Genomic DNA, 15627 nt, shown 5'->3' on the forward strand with positions numbered 1-15627 from the left:
GGTCCGGCCAGCCATGTGCCACCGGCCCCATGAGCAGCTCCCGCTCGAGTACGGCAAACAGTTCGTCACTGAGCAGCGGCAGCGATGCCGGGCCCTTCGAGGCCAGGGCTCTCGGCCCGTCCTGCGACCAAGCCTTGCGCCAACGCTGTACCGACCGGACGCTGACCCGCAGGTCGTGAGCGATGACCGTGTTCTCGTCGCCCTGCCTGAACCGCTCGGCCGCCTCCAACCGCAACTTCTCGCGGAAGGCTCGCCGTTCGTCGGTCAGCCCGCCCCCTTGCGCATACCTCATGCAGTCGGCATACCGCAGGGATCATGGACCGTCAGCCCATACCGACACCACGCTTTGAAACTCAGTAGACGACGGACAGCTGCCCGAAGGAGGCGGCGCGGACGTCTTCGCCTTCCGGGTCGCCTTCTCTGTCAAGTTCAGCATGTTGAAGGTTTGGGTCGTCTCGGGGCGATGATTACCTGGTGCGTTGATGCAACAGCGGGCCATCATGATCTGTCATGGACCTCTCCGGTGTGGCCGCAGTACTCGCTCTCCTCGGCATCCCTGTGAGTGTGTTGATCGCACGTTGGCAGATGCGCGCCACGTTGGCTCAGGCGGAGGCGAACTACCGGGCGTCCTTGGAGGTCGCACAGGCCAACCACCGAGCCGCGGTGGAGGTCGCGGAGGCGAACCATCGGAGTGCACTCGCGCAAGCGCGCAACCAGGTGGAGATGGAGCGAGTGCGTTGGCTGGCTGACGCGCAGAGAGCTGCATACGTCATCTTTCAAAATTCGGTGACCCAATTTCGCCGCTGCCTCCTGGCCGATGAGGTTGACACTGCAGAACTGCACAGCGCATTCAATGAGCTCCATAGAGCTCCTAGCCTCGTCAGCCAGGTCGGGCCTGACGAGGTGTCCCAAATCGCGTTCGCCATCATGCGTGCGTGCCAGCGGATTGAGATGCGCATCAGGAGTGGGAGTGGAATCCTTCTCAACACTTCTTACGAGGAGCGCGTTGAAATGTGGCGCACGGAAGTGGCACCGTACCGTGACGAATTGGACGAGGCGATTAAGCGCGCGACGGCCGCACTGTGGTCATGAACAATCTGCCCCTGGACCAGGGGTCTAGGTAAAGTTCTCCGGCGGCACTGTCAGCCTCAACAGCGCGGAGCCTGGCAGGGATGGGGGAAACCCGCCTCACGGAACTGTCTGGTCCTTGCCGTTGTGTTTTTGGCCGCCGCGCCGTCCTGGGGCTGGGCTGGATGTTCAGCGGAGTGATGGAGTGGGGTGGGGCTGGGTCGGCAGGGCCCTGATCCTCGGCTCTTGTTGTGTGGCCTGCTGGCGGAGTTGACGGTTTTCCATTTGTGCCTGGTGAAGTGCCCGGATGAGGATCTCGTTGGCGTTCTTGAGTTCCTTGATCTCTCAGACGTCTTCGGCGTGCTGTTCCTTGAGTTTCACCACTTGGGCGCGGAGTCGTTTCTCGCTGTCGGGAATTCCGTCGCGGGCGCGGACGCGTTCGTAGAACTCGTTCTTCAGGTCCTGGTGCCGTTGGGTCAGGGCATTGCGGGGGACGCCGGCTTCGGTTGCCAGGGCGACGACGGTCAGGGCTCCGTTGGAATGGATGGGCGAGCCGCTGAGGATCCGGTCCATGGCCGCGCGGATGCGGTCGCGTTCGTCGAGGGCGGGGATCATGCGGATGCCTCCGGCAGGGTGATTCGGTCGTGGTGGTGCTTTTCGGCGAGGTCTCGGAGCCGTTGGGCCCGGGCTTGCAACCGGTGAGCCAGGGGGACGGGGACGAGATCGACGGACTGCTTCTCCAGAACCTCGGCCTGGGGGATGAGCTGGTCGGCGTGGTGGTCGGTCCGGGTGACGTTCGCGCAAGTGGGTTGGCAGCGGTCCAGGGTGGGTGCGTCACGACGGTCGGCGAGCCGGTGGCAGAGGGCCTTCTCCCGGTTGTAGACACACATCAGGTAGGCGTGCGGGTTGTCGTGGACAGCCAGGGAGGTGTCCTCCAGAACGGCGCGGGCGGCCCGGAGGGTGAAGACGGTGCTGGCGAAGGCGGGGGCCTGGCTGGCGGCGTGGATCGCGCGTCGTGCGGCAGGGCCGGAGATGCCGACGCCGTCGGCGAGGTCAGCATGGAGGGTGCTGAGGGTGTCCGCGATGGCGCGGGCGGTCTCGACGTCGAAGAGCTGGTGGATGCCGTCCCGGCTGCGGGAGGCGTATCCGGAACTGATGGAAGTGCGCAGATGGCCGTACTGAATCGCGAGGGCGACCAGCCCGCCGGGACGGCGGGCGATGTGCCAGGCGAGCGTCCTTCTGAATCGCTCCGTCCCGATCGCTCCGTTCGGGTCTGCGGGGACGGCCTCGTGCGGTCGACCGAGGGATCGGGCGAGATCAGAGGCCCAGACGGCGAAGTCCTCGACCCGGCCGCGCCAGGAACTGAAGGTCACCGAACCGACGAAGTTGCGCTTGTTGACGAAGTCGTGGGCGACGCCGTCGAAGAGCAGCGCGCCGTGGGGAACGATGCGTTCCAGGACGCGGATGGCGCTGACCACTGGGGCGATGGCGACCCAGGGGACATCGCGGAGCTCGCCTTCGGAGCGGTGGTTGCCGTTCTCGTCGGTGGCCGTCTTGTAGACGTGTCCGTGGATGAGGTGCCGTCCGGATTCAGGGTCCGGGCAGCACCCTGTCCTCAGCCCGAGAACCTCCCCGGGACGCATTCCTGTCAAATACGACAGGACGATGAAAGTGGCTGTGCCCAGGTGCCGCATCATGGCCGCGGCCTCGGTGAAGTCCAGCGCCTGCTTCCACGGCTTCCCCTCGACCAGGCCGGTGACGGGTATGTCCAGCGGGCATCCGCCGGGGTTGCTCAGCATGTACTGCTCCAGCCCCATCCCTCCGCGTCGGCTGCCGACGACATCGCCGGTCTGGCCGAGAGAGACGCCGTGGGTGCCGGCGATGTAGGTGAGGGCGAATCGCCGACCGCCCGGATGATCGTAGGTGGGGATGGGCTGGCCCCGCTCGACCAGGTCGTTGAAGTAGGTCTTGAGCAAGGCCCGTGATGCGGGTGTCGGTTTCACCTCGGCGACTCGCGCGGTCAGCCGCCGCTTCTCGGCCCAGGCCGCGAGGATGTCGTCGGCGAAGTCCTCGACCACTCGCAGGGCCCAGATGAGCAGGGGCCCCATGGTGTCGGGTGAAAGCGGTTCCGTGCTGTTCTCCCCGCCGGACGATGTCGCCGCGGGAAGGTAGTCGTCGCGGCCTTCACGGTTCCAGGGAGGTTCGGCGATTCCGCGCGGGAGCACGCTGCCTTCGTCGAATGCCCAGAGGCGGGTCAGCGCGGTCAGGCGCTGGCCCACGGTCGAGCGGCCGATACCCGGCTTGCGGCTCAGGTGCAGTCCGTTGTCGTGGAAGATCTCCTCGGTGCAGACGTCCAGGCTGGTGATGCCGCGCTTGTCGAGCCAGTGGGCGAAGTGCCGCCAGGCCAGGACGGCCCCATAGATCGAGGGCCCGCTCTGCCGGGTCCGCCAGGAGGGGACCTTGCCGACCAGGAACGTGTCGGGCAGCGCGCGGTTGACCACGTGCCAGGCGATGAGCCGGAACTCCTCCCGGGTGGCGTCCGGGAACTTCATCCAGTGGATCGTTTCGCGGGGTGCGCTGGGGTTGTCGATCAGCGGCGGCAGCTCCTGACCGCCGTCGGTGTCGGTGTCGAGATCCAGGGCCAGGAGGTAGCGGCTGCCGCCCCGGGTCTGGATGGTGATGGTGTCCTCGCGCGGCTCATCCGGCATGGCGATCACGAAGTTCGGGTGATTGAGGATCGCCGCGGCGACGGCCTCGGTGAGGATGGGCGCGGGCAGGAGGTGGTCGTCGGTCGGCTCCACGTCCTGCAGAGTCAGGGTCCAGGCGGTTCCGACATCGGAGACGAAGCGGACGGTGTCGCTGCCGTGGCTACGGCGACGTCATTTGGGACCACCGAGGCGTCTCGAAGCGGCCCCGATCTGTGAAGATCGCCTCCCGTGAAGATGGCCTGGAATGGCTCCACTTGACCCTTCTGGCTCGTCACTCGTGGGGCCAGTTCAGATCGTCGCGGTACAGGCTTCACAAATTGGGGCCCGCGGAGGCGCCTTGGTGAAGCCGGAAGAGCACGCCACAGCCAAGCTCCGGGACCCCCCGGGATCGGGCGCCGGTGCGCACTGCGCGCCCCAGGCTGGACCTCCTCCTCACCCGATCGGGTGACAGTCGCTGCCGCGGGGCCCGTGTTGGCCATACTCGGTAGGACGAACTGGTATTGAGGGGGCGACCGTTGCGCTTGAAGATCTATGTTGCCGAGGGGGACATTGCCGATCATCGGTGGCGACCGGGCGACGAGGCGTACGACAGACTGTTCGCTGATGACGGGCCGTTCGCCGAGCCGGGTACGGAACGCTGGCGGGCCCTTGGCCGGCACGTTGACGGGATGATGATCGACGTTTCCGTGCCGGAGTGCGCGACGGTCGGCGAGCTCATGCAGGCGGCCTTCGCCGAAGCACGTGCAACGACAGTCTCACGCTGGCCGACACAGCCGTTGGACATGTGGCTCGACGATGCCGTGACCAGCGAGACGCTACCGGCCGACCAGCGCATCGCCGACCTCGACCTGGCCGAGGACGACCCGCTGGTGCTGTGCGTTGAGCATCCTCAAGAGGGGTCGTACTCGCTCGCCCCCATTGACGACTCGGCTGCGCTGATCCGCAGGCTTGAGCTCGCCGAGGGGGTTCTCCCGCCGGATGGTGGCCCGCGTCTGTGGGGCGTGTTGCTGTACACCGATGCCGACACGGAACTCGCGGCCTACGTCCGTACGCATTTCGACGATCTGAATGCCCTCTCCGGCCCGGCGACCCGGGTGTTCGTCGTCGAGCGGCCCACTGACTGGCGTACGGCCAAGAGGTACTGGCGGGGGCACCTGGAACCGGAGCTGTACCGGACGTTGGCCATGATGAGGTGGCTGAACTGGCGGCCTTACGACCGCCAAGGCGCCTACGAGATCGCCGACTTCATGGGGCTCGACCACACGCTCCTGCCGTGTCTGGTGTTCTTCCAGCCGACCGGAGGGTCACCGGCCGAGGCGGAGAAGGTCGTGTTCCGCATCGAGGACGTCTCGGTCGGCTCCTTCCGCTCCCTATTCGGCGGTATCGCGACAGCACTCCGCGCCATGCGCGACACATCTGCTCCCAGCCTCCAGGCGGAGATGCGCGCAGAGGAGACCGTGGCTCACGAGCGGTTTGAGGAATGGTTCGCCGAAATCCAGCGGCAAGATCCCGAGTGGTGGCGCAAGCCGCTGCCCACCAGGCCCAAGCCGTCGCCCCAGGACGTACTGGGTATCCTCGCCACCACGGGACGGGCCGCCGACGCCGAGGCGTTCGCGCGCGTACGCGCGGCGGCGGATGCCATCAAGGGCCGACTGGGCACCGTACAGTCGTCCCGCGCGGATCACGCCCATACGTTCGTCAACTGCCGAGTCGTCGTCACGTCAGGAGCAGCGGTGTCGGAGAACTTCATCTTCCAGGGCGAGAAGACCACGTTCGTCAACCGCCCGAAGGACACGGTGATTCGCGACTTCCAGAACACGTACGGGCCGAGCGCGGGCGGTGATGATCTGACCCGGCTCCTCGAACTGGTTCTGTCCAGCAGGACCTTGTCCGACGACCAGCGCGACGAGGCGGCCGGCACGGTACACGACCTGGCTCGCCTGACCAGCGAACCCGAACCGGACGTGCCCGCCGTCCGCACCCGCACGGACCGCCTCCGCGAACTGCTGGCCGGCAGCGCGGACATCGCGCAACCCGCGCTGGCCATCATCGCGTCGGTGGCAGCGCTCTTCGGGGGCTGAAAAGGGGTCACGCCTCCTCAAGCGGTGGCCGCGCTTCACCTGGCGCCGTCTGCTGCCGCGCCGCTAGCGCCGCTGACCAGCGTTGCGTCGGCGTGGTATGGCGCGGGACGGCGCTGGGCGTACAAACCACGCCACCTTCACCAGAACCATTTCCGTCGGCTGCGGCGTGCTCTTCCGGCTTCACCAAGGCGCCTCCGCGGGCCCCAATTTGTGAAGCCTGTACCGCGACGATCTGAACTGGCCCCACGAGTGACGAGCCAGAAGGGTCAAGTGGAGCCATTCCAGGCCATCTTCACGGGAGGCGATCTTCACAGATCGGGGCCGCTTCGAGACGCCTCGGTGGTCCCAAATGACGTCACCGTAGCCACGCTGCCGGCCATACCGTCGGCGGAGAGGATGTGCGGGCTGTTGCGCAGCGCGTCCGCGATGTGCTCGGGGTCGTGGTCGGGGGCGGGCAGCGGGCTCCTTTCCCGGTCGATGGGCGGTGTGTCGAAGCTTGTTACAGTAGTCCGACCCGTCCCGGTGCGCTCGGTTCGGGACGGCCCGCTGGCGGCGAAGTACACCGACCAGGCCTTGCTCGACTGGCTGAGGGTGGACTGCTGATGCCGGCCAGCAGCGATTATCTTGCTGCGGCGGGATCGTGAGCGCGCGCTGCCTCAACTGCCGCTGCGGCTTTCAGCGGTAGGCAGCGGCCGCAGGTCGGCCGGTCGCACACTTGCAGCGGACCGTCCCATCGGTGGCGTCCGCGCCAGCGCTGTTCGTAGCACAGCTGGTCTGGTCCAGACTGCGGCATCACCCGCAGTGCGCGCCGCATGGCGGACCGGGCCGCGGTCAGCGCGCCGGGCACGGTGGGGTCGGCCAGCAGTCGCACCACCTCGTCGATCGCAGCGCAGCCCTGGAGGTAGCCAGGCAGCTCGCCAGGGGGGACGCCTGGGCTGTGGACACGGTCGGCCGCGTCCACAGCGTGGCGCCATTCCCGGGCGCCCGGCTCGTCCTGCCATGTCGCCATCGGACCTCCGCCCGTTTTCCTGCGCCGGTTCCCCCTCCTTGTAGCGTCCGGGCTCCGGCCAGGTCGCTGGCGACACCGCCCTGTTCACCCGGACGTCCCAAGCTCGGCCGGACCCAGGTCCTCGCGGAGACGAACGAACGCACGGTGCGGTGCCACCAACCGCCGCGACTTCCTCGCCGAATTGCTGATGGCTGAGTGCCACGACCGCTCGTTCAGACGTCGCTGTCATCTGACCTGTTCGAGGGTGGTCAGCAGTAGTCGGCAGTTGGTGACTGCCTCGTAACTGCTGCCCAGGGGCTGGTACCGGTAGGAGTGGCGGCATGCTGACCACAGGCCCTTCCATGTGGCGTACGGCCGCATCGCGTCCACCCACATGCACCCGCTCCAGCCAGGTCCGTGCTCGCGTTGTGCTGCGGAAGTGCCGGTGCAACTCGCGCTCGCCGAACTCAAGCTGCAGGTCCTTGGTCTCGACACCCCGATCCTGTGGGGGTTGGGCGCCTACGGGGAGGACCACGACGTGCGCGCCGCCCTCGTCCGGCTGTCCCTGGAACGCGCGCACACGACCGCAGACGCCGCCGTGCTGATCGGTGACACCCCGGCGGACATCGAGGGCACCCACGCCAACGGGGTGCGCGTGATCGCCGTAGCCACCGGCCGAAGCGACGAAGCCGCGCTCCGCGACGCCGGCGCAGAGGTGGTCCTCCCCGATCTGCGGGATGCCGAGCTGATGGTCAAGTTCGTCCGCAACGGCGCCTGACCACATGTGACGTCGCCTCGGTCAGACGACGGAGCCGAGCAGCACGCCGACGCAGGCTCCTGCGAGGAGAAAAGGTCCGAGCGGCTGGGCCGTCTTGCGGTCGGCACGGCGCGCGACGATGAGGCTGAGGCCGTACAGCGCGAAGAGCAGGAATCCCGCAAAGGTGCCGGCGATGACGATGCCCCACCCGTACCAGCCGGTCACGGCCCCGACGGTGAGGCCGAGTTTCACGTCGCCGAAGCCGAAGCTCGGTGGGTTGATCAGGAAAAGTACGAGATAGAAGGCGCTGAGCGCGAGGGAGCCGAGCAACGCGGTCTTCCAACTGCCGTCGGCGCCGGGCAGCAGCGCCGCCACGCCCAGCAGGGTCAGCGTGATCACGGCGAGCGGCAGGGTGACGATGTCGGGCAGCCGCTCCACCGTGAAGTCCACGGTGGCGAGCAACAGGCCGATCGGGGCGAGCAGCAGCCAGACGACGAGTTCGGGGCGAGCGCCGGTGGCGGCCGCCAGGACAGCGCTGACCGTGGCCGTGAGGGCGGAGAGGAGTGGCGTGCTGGGACCGTACGAGTCGCCGTCACGGCAGCGGGCCCGCCCGATCCATCCGTTCCCGGCACCGGCGAAGGAGTGTCCCGCAGGACAGGCTGTCCGCCACGGGTCTTCGGGCGGCACGGAGAGCCGGTACGCGGCGCGCGGTATGAGCAGGCCCGTGCCAGCACCCCACAGGATCGCGGCCGCGATGATCCAGAACGTCTCCACCGGAGGAAGCCTAAGCTCAGCTCTGTCCGGTGTTACGGACAGCCCGTACCGTGAGGAGCACGTGCATGCTGTTGAGGCCCAGAACAACCTGCGCCGAGGCCATCGCACTTCTAGACCGCCTCACCGAGCAGGGGCTCACCAACGTCCAGAACGCGGTGCCGCACGTAACAGGCCCCGGGCTGCCCCAGGACGGCTGGAACAACCTCGCACAGGCGCGGCGTACATACGACGAGTGGACGCTTGAGGCCGGGACGGAGCTGCTGGAGGTGTTCGCGGACCGGTCGGTGGCAGGCCGCCTTCGAGGCGACCGCTACGACGCGATCATGCACCGTCAGTTCAGTGCAGACCGACACGCCAACTTGATGCATACCGAGCTGCAGGAACTCCGCACCTGTTTCATGGAGTTGGCCAACGAGCTGCGCCGGATGCAGGAGCGGTTCACCCGTCACGGGGTTCGGACGGTGGTGCTGGACACCAACGATCTGCTGCACTACATGCGCTTCGACAAGATTCCGTGGCAGCGGCTTTTCGGCCGTGGCACGTCCGTCATGATCCCCCACATCGTGATCGACGAGATCGACAAGAAGTCGTACGACACCCACGACACCAGCGTCCGGAAACGGGCGCGCGCCGTCTTCGCGCTCCTGGAGCAGACCCTGGCCCAGATCGAGGCCGACGGCCACGCGGTGGTACGCGAGGACACGGTCGTCGAGGTCCTCCTGGACGAGCCTGGGCACGTGCGGCTGCCGAACAACGACGACGAGATCGTCGCGCGCGCCCGCTATCTGCAGCAGGCCATCGCGCCGGCCCCGGTCACGGTGATCACCGGGGACAACGGGATGCGGGCTCGCGCGCTGTCGTGGGGGCTGAAGGCCAAGGTCCTGGACGAAAAGTACAAGATCGAGCGGCTGAGTGCGGCGGAGAAGGCAGCCAACGAGCAGGCCATCACGTTCGAGGTGCCCGCCGACGGGGACGGATAGGTCCCGGCTCTGGCTAGGGGCGTCAGACGGTGGACCAGGCGCGCAGCTGGGCGGCGACTTCCTGGACACGGGCACCCTTGTGCTTGGCGCGCATGACGAGCGCGAGGACTTCCCCCGGCTCATAGGCGAGTGTGACGTTGTTGGTGTTGAGGAACGTCTCGGCGACCAGCCAGGCGAAGAACTCGTTCTTCGCCTCCAACGGTTCGAACAGCGCTATGGACTCCATCAGGGCGGCGGCCTTGAGCCAGTCACTCGCGTATACGTCGCGGCCCATGTAGTGGGCCTGGACCCGGGCGCAGGCGGCGTCCAGCACGCCCAGGTCGAGACAGGCCGGGTCACCCGGGAGAGTCTGCGCGATCTGAAGGAGCTCTTGCGGGGTGAGGAACCGGGTCACGCGGCGTGACCGTGCCGCTGGGACTCGTGCAGTTCGCGGCTGCCCATGGGCGCGGGGTCAGGCCATGCGGCCGTACTGGTGTCGGCTTCGCGGGTGTCCTGGGTGGCGAAGATCTCGGCGAGTTGCGGGACGCGGTCGCGGGTCCGGCCGAGGGCCTTGAGGAACGGGTCGTCGGCAGCCTTGAGCGCCGCGTCGCGGACGAAGTCCTGGGGGGACTTGCCGACGATGTCTGCGGCCGCCGCGACGCGCGCGTACTCCTCCGGCTCGAAGGGCGGCACCGGGGATCCGTTCTGGTCCATACGAGCGACGGTACCAGCGGGTCCGGCCCGCGCCGTAGGCGTTCGGGCAAGAAGAGAGGGGCAGCGGCCGTTGGACGGCGGGTGCCCCTTCAAGTCTTCCGCGAACCTGCCAGTGGATCTCAGAACTCGCACGGGTGCGTGATGATCACGCGCTGGTGCGCGCGGTCTCGGAGTAGGTGTCTAAGAAGCGGTCGCCCGTGAGCTTGTGGTGAGCGAGCTGCGCGGCGACGGCCTGTTCGTCGGCCCATCGGCCCAGGTCGCTGGCGAGCGCGACGGCGTACTGGATGACCGACTGCTTCAGGAGCTCGTACTTGGCTGGCGTTACCACGCGCATAACCGGCTGCGGGGTGGCCTTGGCGTCGCAGACGCGGCTGGGGTGCACCATGATGGGCAGGGCCTTGACCTCGGGGTTGTGCTTGTTGAGCCAGCGGATGCTGCCGCCGAGCTGGTCGGCGTCCTTCTTGGCGATCGTGTCGGTGACGCACCCGGTCTTGAGCTCGATCACGGCCTGCCGCGTGGCCGAGAGTGCCCAGAGGTTGTCCGGGCCCGTGTCGTACAGCTTCTCCGGCCGGGTGCTCACGAATCCGAGGTGGCGGCCCAGGCGCTCCCAGGCCCGCTCGCGTCGTCGGAGCGGTCCTCGTCGCCCCACACCACTTCTTCCAACAGTGCCTTCACCCCGAGGACCAGGTTGACGCCGTCTCCGTACTCGGCGGACAGGAATTGCGCGGCCTCGCGGGCCTGCACGGCGGCCGCCTTGATCTGCGCCGACTCGACACCGCCCGCGGGCTTCAGGACGAACTGGTTCTCGTTCAGGGCGCCGGCCAGGACCTGCTGGGCGGCGACAGGATCCGTCATGTGCATGTAGGCGGCCTTCTGCTCCTGCAGCCAGCCGCGCAGCGCCTTGTCGTCGAGGTCGTTCACGGTCAGCTGGATGCGGTCGGCCGCCGCGATCGTCCGTCCTGTTGCCGCCAGGTCGAACGCCTCGCGCAGTGCGACGGCCTCCGGTCGTACGGTCCCGTGCGGGGCGTATCGCACCTCGGCCAGTGCCCGCCGGCTACGTTCGGTCCACTGGTGCCTCCGCCCGAGGCAGGCCCGCAGCGCCTGGCGCACGGAGTCCAGACCCTCGCCCTTGATCTGCCGTGCGATGTCGCTGCTCAGCTTGAGCTGCGCCTGAGTGGCGGGCGAGAACAGGCTCAGGTGGCGCGGTTCGTGGATAGCGACGCCGAGGCCGGCACCGAGAAGCAGCACGGCGCAGTAGTCCTCGCTGTCGCGTACGCCACGCCCCATGCCCTGCTCGATCCGCTGGGCCTCCCCGGCCAAGCGGACGGAACTGTCGGCCAGCGCGATCGCCTCGCGCCGCTCCACTCCGTCCAGGGGACGCGGGATCCCGTCGAGGATCAGCAGGCGGCAGGCGTCCGCGGGCAGGTCGACGCCGTCGTACTTGTTGACCAGGACCACCAGACCGACATGGCCGGCCTGCAGTTGCTTGCCGCCGACGGCGAGGTCGCCCACCCGGTAGGTGCGGTCGGCGTAGGTCTCCCAGGCCTTCGCGGCCTTCTCGCTGGGCACCAGGACCACGACGTTGACCGGCACGTCCTCCGGGACGCCGTCGCCGTCCCGGTCTCCGTCGGCGAACTGGCGGGCCAGCTGCCGTACGGCCTCGGGGTCGAGCTGCGGATTCAGCGCGACCGGCGCCAGGATCATCCGGTCCCCGAGATCGGCCGCGCTGCCCGGGGTGACGGGCCGGACCACGAGGGAGGGATCGGCGTCGAGGTCGGTCACGAGGGCGCTGTCGTCGGAGAGGGTGGCGGTGAGGTAGACGCGCCGACGTGCGCGTACGAACGAGGGGATGCGGTCGATCGGTGGGCACGAGGGCCGGATCTCCACGGCCTTCGCTGTCGCGGTCGCGGTGCACAGGTGCAGCACCTCGGCGATCAGCGGCCATGCGAACTTGAAGTCGTCGTGGAACCGGTGGGGGTGGAGGATCTCCATGACCCGGGCCTTCTTGTCCGCCCACGCCCAGAACGGAATCGGCGCCAGCGCGGTGGGGTCCTTGGCCTGGAGTTCCGCCCACTTGTTCGGCGACTGGTGCTGCAGGTCGTCGGCGAACAGGTCCAGCAGCTTCTGGTACGTCTCGTGGCTCGCCGGCACCCGCAGCCGGAACTGGTCCTCCGCCGTTGCCAGCGCGGCGTGCGCGTCGTCGACGACGATCCCCAGGTCGATCGGCTCCGGGCCGTCACCGACGACCCCGAACACTGACTTGCCGTTGATCAGCTTGTCGTAGTTGGTCACCAGCACGGCCTGCGCGGCGAGGAACGCCGGATCCTGCGGGTCGTCCGTGGTGGCCACGCTGAGCCGCGCGGCCTCCTCACGGACCTGGCGCACCAGGTATTTGTCCGGGGCCAGATACACGGCCTTGCCGATGCCCTCGTTCAGGGTGCTCTGCGCGATCAGTAGGCCGACGGCGGTCTTGCCGCCGCCGGTGTTCTGCTTGATCACGACATCCCGGTCATCCCTGCGGCGGTCGAACCACTCGTCCAGCACCTCGCCCTGCTCGTGGCGCAGATAGGGCCAAGGGCGCTTGGCCAGCCCCGCGTAGATGTCCCGGGGGCGCAGGATCGCCTCACTGTCCCCCGTGCCGATCCGGTCCCAGTCCAGCTCCGGTCCCAGTCCAGCGCCATCCCGGCACTCCTCCCCAAACGCACGCGGGCGGCTCACCGCGCACCCAGACGCCACCATTCTCCCCCGGCCCACTGACCTGGCGCGTCCCGAATTCGATCAACGCCCGGTCGGGGTCAGGGTTTCCAGGTGCGCAGGAAGGAGGCGATCCGGTCGACGGTGCAGCAGGGGTTGTTCAGCTCGTGGGCGAGCGCCGTGAGCTGTTCGCGGGTGGGGTTGACGGGAATGTTGCTGGCCTCGAGATACATGACGGCGACCGCGCAGGCGACGGTGAGGTTGGAGCGCTCCAGCCAGCGGCAGCGGCCCAGGGTGTGCACCAGGGCGGCGGCGCGGGAGAAGGTACCGTCGTAGACGGGAGTGTCGAGGAGTTCGCCGCGGTGGCGGGCGACGGCGGCGATGGGTACGCCGTAGTCGTCGGCGGCCGGGTCTCGGTGCCCGGCCCGTTCTGCTACTTCGAGGATCCAGGATTCGTCAACGTGCAGGATCACGCGGCGGCGCCCGGCTGCTGCTGGGCGTATGGGGCGTCGAGTTGATGCTCCAGGTCGTCGAGGAACGTGCCGTGCTCATCAACGAGCCGCTGGGCAGCCGCCATGCCGGCGGCGCGGGCGCCGGTGGTGTCCTCGATGATGAGTCGCTCCACGTACTTGTTGAAGTCGAGCCGTCGGGAGCGGGCGGCAGCCTTGCCGGCCTCCAGTACGTCCTCGTCCAGCCGGACCTGCGTCTGCTTATTTGTAGCCACACCTGATGGTAGCAGGGTGGTAGCAGGCGCGGGCTGGGTACGAAATCACCGTCGCCTGCCGGTGACGCGCTCGGCGTGGTCGCTTTCGAGTGAGCGCCCCGCAGAACGGCGTCTGATGACGCCCGGGTGGTTCTACGATGACGCCGATGGCTTCCTACGCGAAGGACCCGCGCTGCATCGCCATGGCCGAGGCCCTGGCCCCGTTGCTGCGCCGCTCCTGCCCCGAGGGTGCCGGCGGCTTCGGCGGCTCCTACCAGGTGAACCTGGACGACGAGGAAGCCGTCGGGCTCGGCGGAGTCGAACTGATCCGGGCTGCGATGCGCAGGGCCGCCCGGCAGCTGGACTGGAAGGTCGAGACGATCGGGTGGATCGGCACTCGCTTCGGCACGATGATCGCCGTTTCGGGACACTCGGGAGGTTCCCGAAGAGCATCGGGCCGTGGTCGACGCCGCGATGTACGAGCGCATGAGTGCCGCGGTGGCCAGGGTTTCGGCAGAGCCGGGCGAGGCTCCCGTTCAGCGCGGCTCGATGGCCCTGATGACGCAGGAGTTCCGCGCTGCTGTCGCTGAGGCGAGCGTCTGATCAGACGGCTCCGCAGGCCTCGGCCGGCGCGTGGGGTAAGCAGCACGGGATCAGCTGAAGGACGCGCGGGTTCGCGAGGCGGTGAGGGTGGTGCCGCCCCAGGAGTTCACTGGAAGCATGTCCGGTTAAGCTCCGTAAAACGGCCTCGCCGCACAAAGGCACAGGTGGAGGCCCTACGGGCGGCGATCTGCGAGCTGGCGGAAGCAGCACGGCCGTGCAGCGTTCGCCACGTGTACTACCTCGGCATCGGGCTTCTGTGGGACAAGGACACCGGCCGCTCCCGCCGGAACTACTCCGTCGTCGTCCGTGAGGTCGGCTTCCGCGGGAGACCGGGAGACTGCCTTGGAAGTGTTCTTCGCGCTCAGCATGTCTCATGAGACATCTGGCTTGGCGCCAGCCACGTGATTGCCCTGGAGGGCAGCGGTGTTGGCGAGGGCCTTCCGGGGGGTGGTGGCGAAATGGCGGCTGAGACGTCTTGGCCGACACCATGCGTGAGGTCCGCCCGTCTCGGCCCTGACGCCTGATCAACGCCCCCTGGACGATCGCCAAAAACCCCGCTCGTCTCCAGACCAGCGGAGCGTCGCTGTCCCCGTCTCCTCTCGACGACTCGATGCCGGGCATTCGCCGACTGCAGCGGCGCTTAGTGTTCGCGAGAGTTGGCGCGAAGTCGCCGAGACGATCATGCGAACTGTGTCGTCTCTGGTGGGTGGTCATCGAGTTCACCTCAAGAGCGGCCCACGGTCCCGGAATAGATCCAGCGTCTCCGACTGTGAGCCCACTACGGCGCGAACGCTGGCGAACTCGGAGCGGATGCACGGCGCGCTGATCCCGCTCAGCTCATTCCGTCAGCTCAGGAGCGCCATTTCATGGGCATCGTTGGCGTTCTGCTTCTTTGCGGACCCCGGTCACGCTTTCCGGGCAAATCAAACACCCATCCCAGTGCTTCGGCGGCGGCGCAGTAACGGCCGTGCGGCAGGGTGCGTCGGGGTTCTGTATCTACTACATGTCATCGGTGAGTCTGCGGCGGCAGATCATGGTGCAGGCAAATGCTGGCGAAGGCCAGGAAGTGGCTGGCTCTGCGAATGTACCGGTAGCCCATGTCGCTGCAGACCTCGGCACCCGGCGAGCCCGGGCTCCGGCCGACATCGTTGGCGCTAGGCATCTCGTGGACAACACTCATGTGCGCCAACTGCGCGGTGTTTACCGGTTCCCATGACCCTCCCCGTCCGCGCCCGCCGCCACCGAATCGTGTTGAGCACCGGAGCCCTGCGCGCCCATCTCCAGGCCGCCCGTCTCGCCGGGCCCGTGGCTACTTCCCGGGAGGAGAGCCTTCGGAACTATCAGCTGTTCGCCGCTCGGGACCCCCGCGTGCTGATCGGGCTCGTTCCCGAATGGGAGTGGCGGCAGCTAGTGTTCGTTCGAGTCGATGGCGGATAAGACATCGTCTCATTTGGTGAGGCTGCGGTAGCAGATGAGGCTGGCAGGCGATGGCGGTGAAGGCCAGGAAGTGCTCCGCCTTGCGTTCGTAGCGGCGGTGCAAACGGCGGCAGCCGCCCAGCCAGGACATCGTGCGCTCGA

General features: G+C 67.8%; 16 protein-coding genes and 1 pseudogene. 6 read left to right on the top strand and 11 right to left on the bottom strand.

Annotated features, from left to right (window positions below; genetic code table 11):
- Positions 1-292 (bottom strand): helix-turn-helix domain-containing protein (locus tag KUM44_RS44725; RefSeq protein ID WP_254391025.1); only part of this gene is annotated, 292 nt, incomplete at its 3' end.
- Positions 293-510: 218 nt separating this feature from the next.
- Between KUM44_RS44725 and KUM44_RS44730 the strand changes: the two genes are divergently transcribed.
- Positions 511-1092: a hypothetical protein gene (locus KUM44_RS44730; RefSeq protein ID WP_217215656.1), complete on the top strand. Its 582-nt coding sequence runs from the start codon at positions 511-513 to the stop codon at positions 1090-1092.
- Between the two features lie 321 nt (positions 1093-1413).
- On the opposite strand, the gene KUM44_RS44735 is transcribed toward KUM44_RS44730, so the two are convergent.
- Entirely contained in the window at positions 1414-1683 is a 270-nt protein-coding gene (locus KUM44_RS44735; RefSeq protein WP_217215658.1) for a hypothetical protein, read from the bottom strand.
- Positions 1680-3869 carry an integrase gene (locus KUM44_RS44740; protein ID WP_217215660.1) on the bottom strand — a complete coding sequence of 730 codons (2190 nt, stop codon included), beginning with the start codon at positions 3867-3869 and terminating at the stop codon, positions 1680-1682. The genes KUM44_RS44735 and KUM44_RS44740 overlap by 4 nt, the downstream gene beginning before the upstream one ends.
- A 575-nt stretch (positions 3870-4444) precedes the next feature.
- Here KUM44_RS44740 and KUM44_RS46625 point away from each other — a divergent pair.
- Complete coding sequence (locus tag KUM44_RS46625) at positions 4445-5857, top strand: hypothetical protein (RefSeq protein WP_254391026.1); 1413 nt, start codon at positions 4445-4447, stop codon at positions 5855-5857.
- 1427 nt (positions 5858-7284) lie between these two features.
- The gene (locus tag KUM44_RS44750) at positions 7285-7623 is read left to right on the top strand and encodes an HAD hydrolase-like protein (RefSeq protein ID WP_308402870.1); all 339 of its coding nucleotides are present in this window, start codon (positions 7285-7287) and stop codon (positions 7621-7623) included.
- A 21-nt stretch (positions 7624-7644) separates the two neighbouring features.
- On the opposite strand, the gene KUM44_RS44755 is transcribed toward KUM44_RS44750, so the two are convergent.
- Positions 7645-8376 carry an A24 family peptidase gene (locus KUM44_RS44755; RefSeq protein ID WP_217215662.1) on the bottom strand — a complete coding sequence of 244 codons (732 nt, stop codon included), beginning with the start codon at positions 8374-8376 and terminating at the stop codon, positions 7645-7647.
- A gap of 65 nt (positions 8377-8441) precedes the next feature.
- Between KUM44_RS44755 and KUM44_RS44760 the strand changes: the two genes are divergently transcribed.
- Complete coding sequence (locus KUM44_RS44760; RefSeq protein WP_217215663.1) at positions 8442-9356, top strand: PIN domain-containing protein; 915 nt, start codon at positions 8442-8444, stop codon at positions 9354-9356.
- 22 nt (positions 9357-9378) lie between these two features.
- On the opposite strand, the gene KUM44_RS44765 is transcribed toward KUM44_RS44760, so the two are convergent.
- The 6 genes from KUM44_RS44765 to KUM44_RS44785 all read right to left on the bottom strand — a co-directional run bounded on the left by KUM44_RS44765 (position 9379) and on the right by KUM44_RS44785 (position 13467).
- Positions 9379-9750, bottom strand: coding sequence for a type II toxin-antitoxin system death-on-curing family toxin (locus KUM44_RS44765; RefSeq protein ID WP_217215665.1), 372 nt, complete (start codon positions 9748-9750; stop codon positions 9379-9381).
- Positions 9747-10049: a hypothetical protein gene (locus KUM44_RS44770; RefSeq protein WP_217215667.1), complete on the bottom strand. Its 303-nt coding sequence runs from the start codon at positions 10047-10049 to the stop codon at positions 9747-9749. Before KUM44_RS44770 ends, KUM44_RS44765 begins: the two co-directional genes overlap by 4 nt.
- A 145-nt stretch (positions 10050-10194) precedes the next feature.
- Positions 10195-10629, bottom strand: coding sequence for a hypothetical protein (locus tag KUM44_RS46630; protein WP_254391027.1), 435 nt, complete (start codon positions 10627-10629; stop codon positions 10195-10197).
- Positions 10626-12767, bottom strand: a complete 2142-nt coding sequence (locus tag KUM44_RS44775) for a DEAD/DEAH box helicase family protein (RefSeq protein WP_308402871.1) — start codon at positions 12765-12767, stop codon at positions 10626-10628. The genes KUM44_RS46630 and KUM44_RS44775 overlap by 4 nt, the downstream gene beginning before the upstream one ends.
- 77 nt (positions 12768-12844) lie before the next feature.
- Positions 12845-13216, bottom strand: coding sequence for a fic family toxin-antitoxin system, toxin component (locus KUM44_RS44780; RefSeq protein ID WP_217215669.1), 372 nt, complete (start codon positions 13214-13216; stop codon positions 12845-12847).
- Complete coding sequence (locus KUM44_RS44785) at positions 13213-13467, bottom strand: hypothetical protein (protein ID WP_217215671.1); 255 nt, start codon at positions 13465-13467, stop codon at positions 13213-13215. Before KUM44_RS44785 ends, KUM44_RS44780 begins: the two co-directional genes overlap by 4 nt.
- Positions 13468-13613: 146 nt before the next feature.
- On the opposite strand from KUM44_RS44785, the gene KUM44_RS44790 reads away from it, so the two are divergent.
- Both KUM44_RS44790 and KUM44_RS44795 read left to right on the top strand, forming a co-directional pair.
- Positions 13614-14036, top strand: a complete 423-nt coding sequence (locus KUM44_RS44790) for a hypothetical protein (RefSeq protein WP_254391029.1) — start codon at positions 13614-13616, stop codon at positions 14034-14036.
- Positions 14037-15261: 1225 nt separating this feature from the next.
- The gene (locus KUM44_RS44795; protein ID WP_374202136.1) at positions 15262-15486 is read left to right on the top strand and encodes a phosphatase; all 225 of its coding nucleotides are present in this window, start codon (positions 15262-15264) and stop codon (positions 15484-15486) included.
- 9 nt (positions 15487-15495) lie between these two features.
- On the opposite strand, the pseudogene KUM44_RS46635 reads toward KUM44_RS44795, so the two are convergent.
- Positions 15496-15627 (bottom strand): annotated as a pseudogene (locus tag KUM44_RS46635) (IS5/IS1182 family transposase); the annotation flags it as partial.

The sequence above is a fragment of the Streptomyces sp. AC550_RSS872 genome, assembly GCF_019049285.1.
Lineage (GTDB): Bacteria > Actinomycetota > Actinomycetes > Streptomycetales > Streptomycetaceae > Streptomyces.

Bases quoted from the DNA above. Each gene is read 5' to 3' on its own strand.
- KUM44_RS44730 (WP_217215656.1), top strand. From the start codon at position 511: ATGGACCTCTCCGGTGTGGCCGCAGTACTCGCTCTCCTCGGCATCCCT.
- KUM44_RS44735 (WP_217215658.1), bottom strand. From the start codon at position 1,683: ATGATCCCCGCCCTCGACGAACGCGACCGCATCCGCGCGGCCATGGAC.
- KUM44_RS46625 (WP_254391026.1), top strand. From the start codon at position 4,445: ATGATGATCGACGTTTCCGTGCCGGAGTGCGCGACGGTCGGCGAGCTC.
- KUM44_RS44760 (WP_217215663.1), top strand. From the start codon at position 8,442: ATGCTGTTGAGGCCCAGAACAACCTGCGCCGAGGCCATCGCACTTCTA.
- KUM44_RS44770 (WP_217215667.1), bottom strand. From the start codon at position 10,049: ATGGACCAGAACGGATCCCCGGTGCCGCCCTTCGAGCCGGAGGAGTAC.
- KUM44_RS44790 (WP_254391029.1), top strand. From the start codon at position 13,614: ATGGCTTCCTACGCGAAGGACCCGCGCTGCATCGCCATGGCCGAGGCC.
- KUM44_RS44795 (WP_374202136.1), top strand. From the start codon at position 15,262: ATGACCCTCCCCGTCCGCGCCCGCCGCCACCGAATCGTGTTGAGCACC.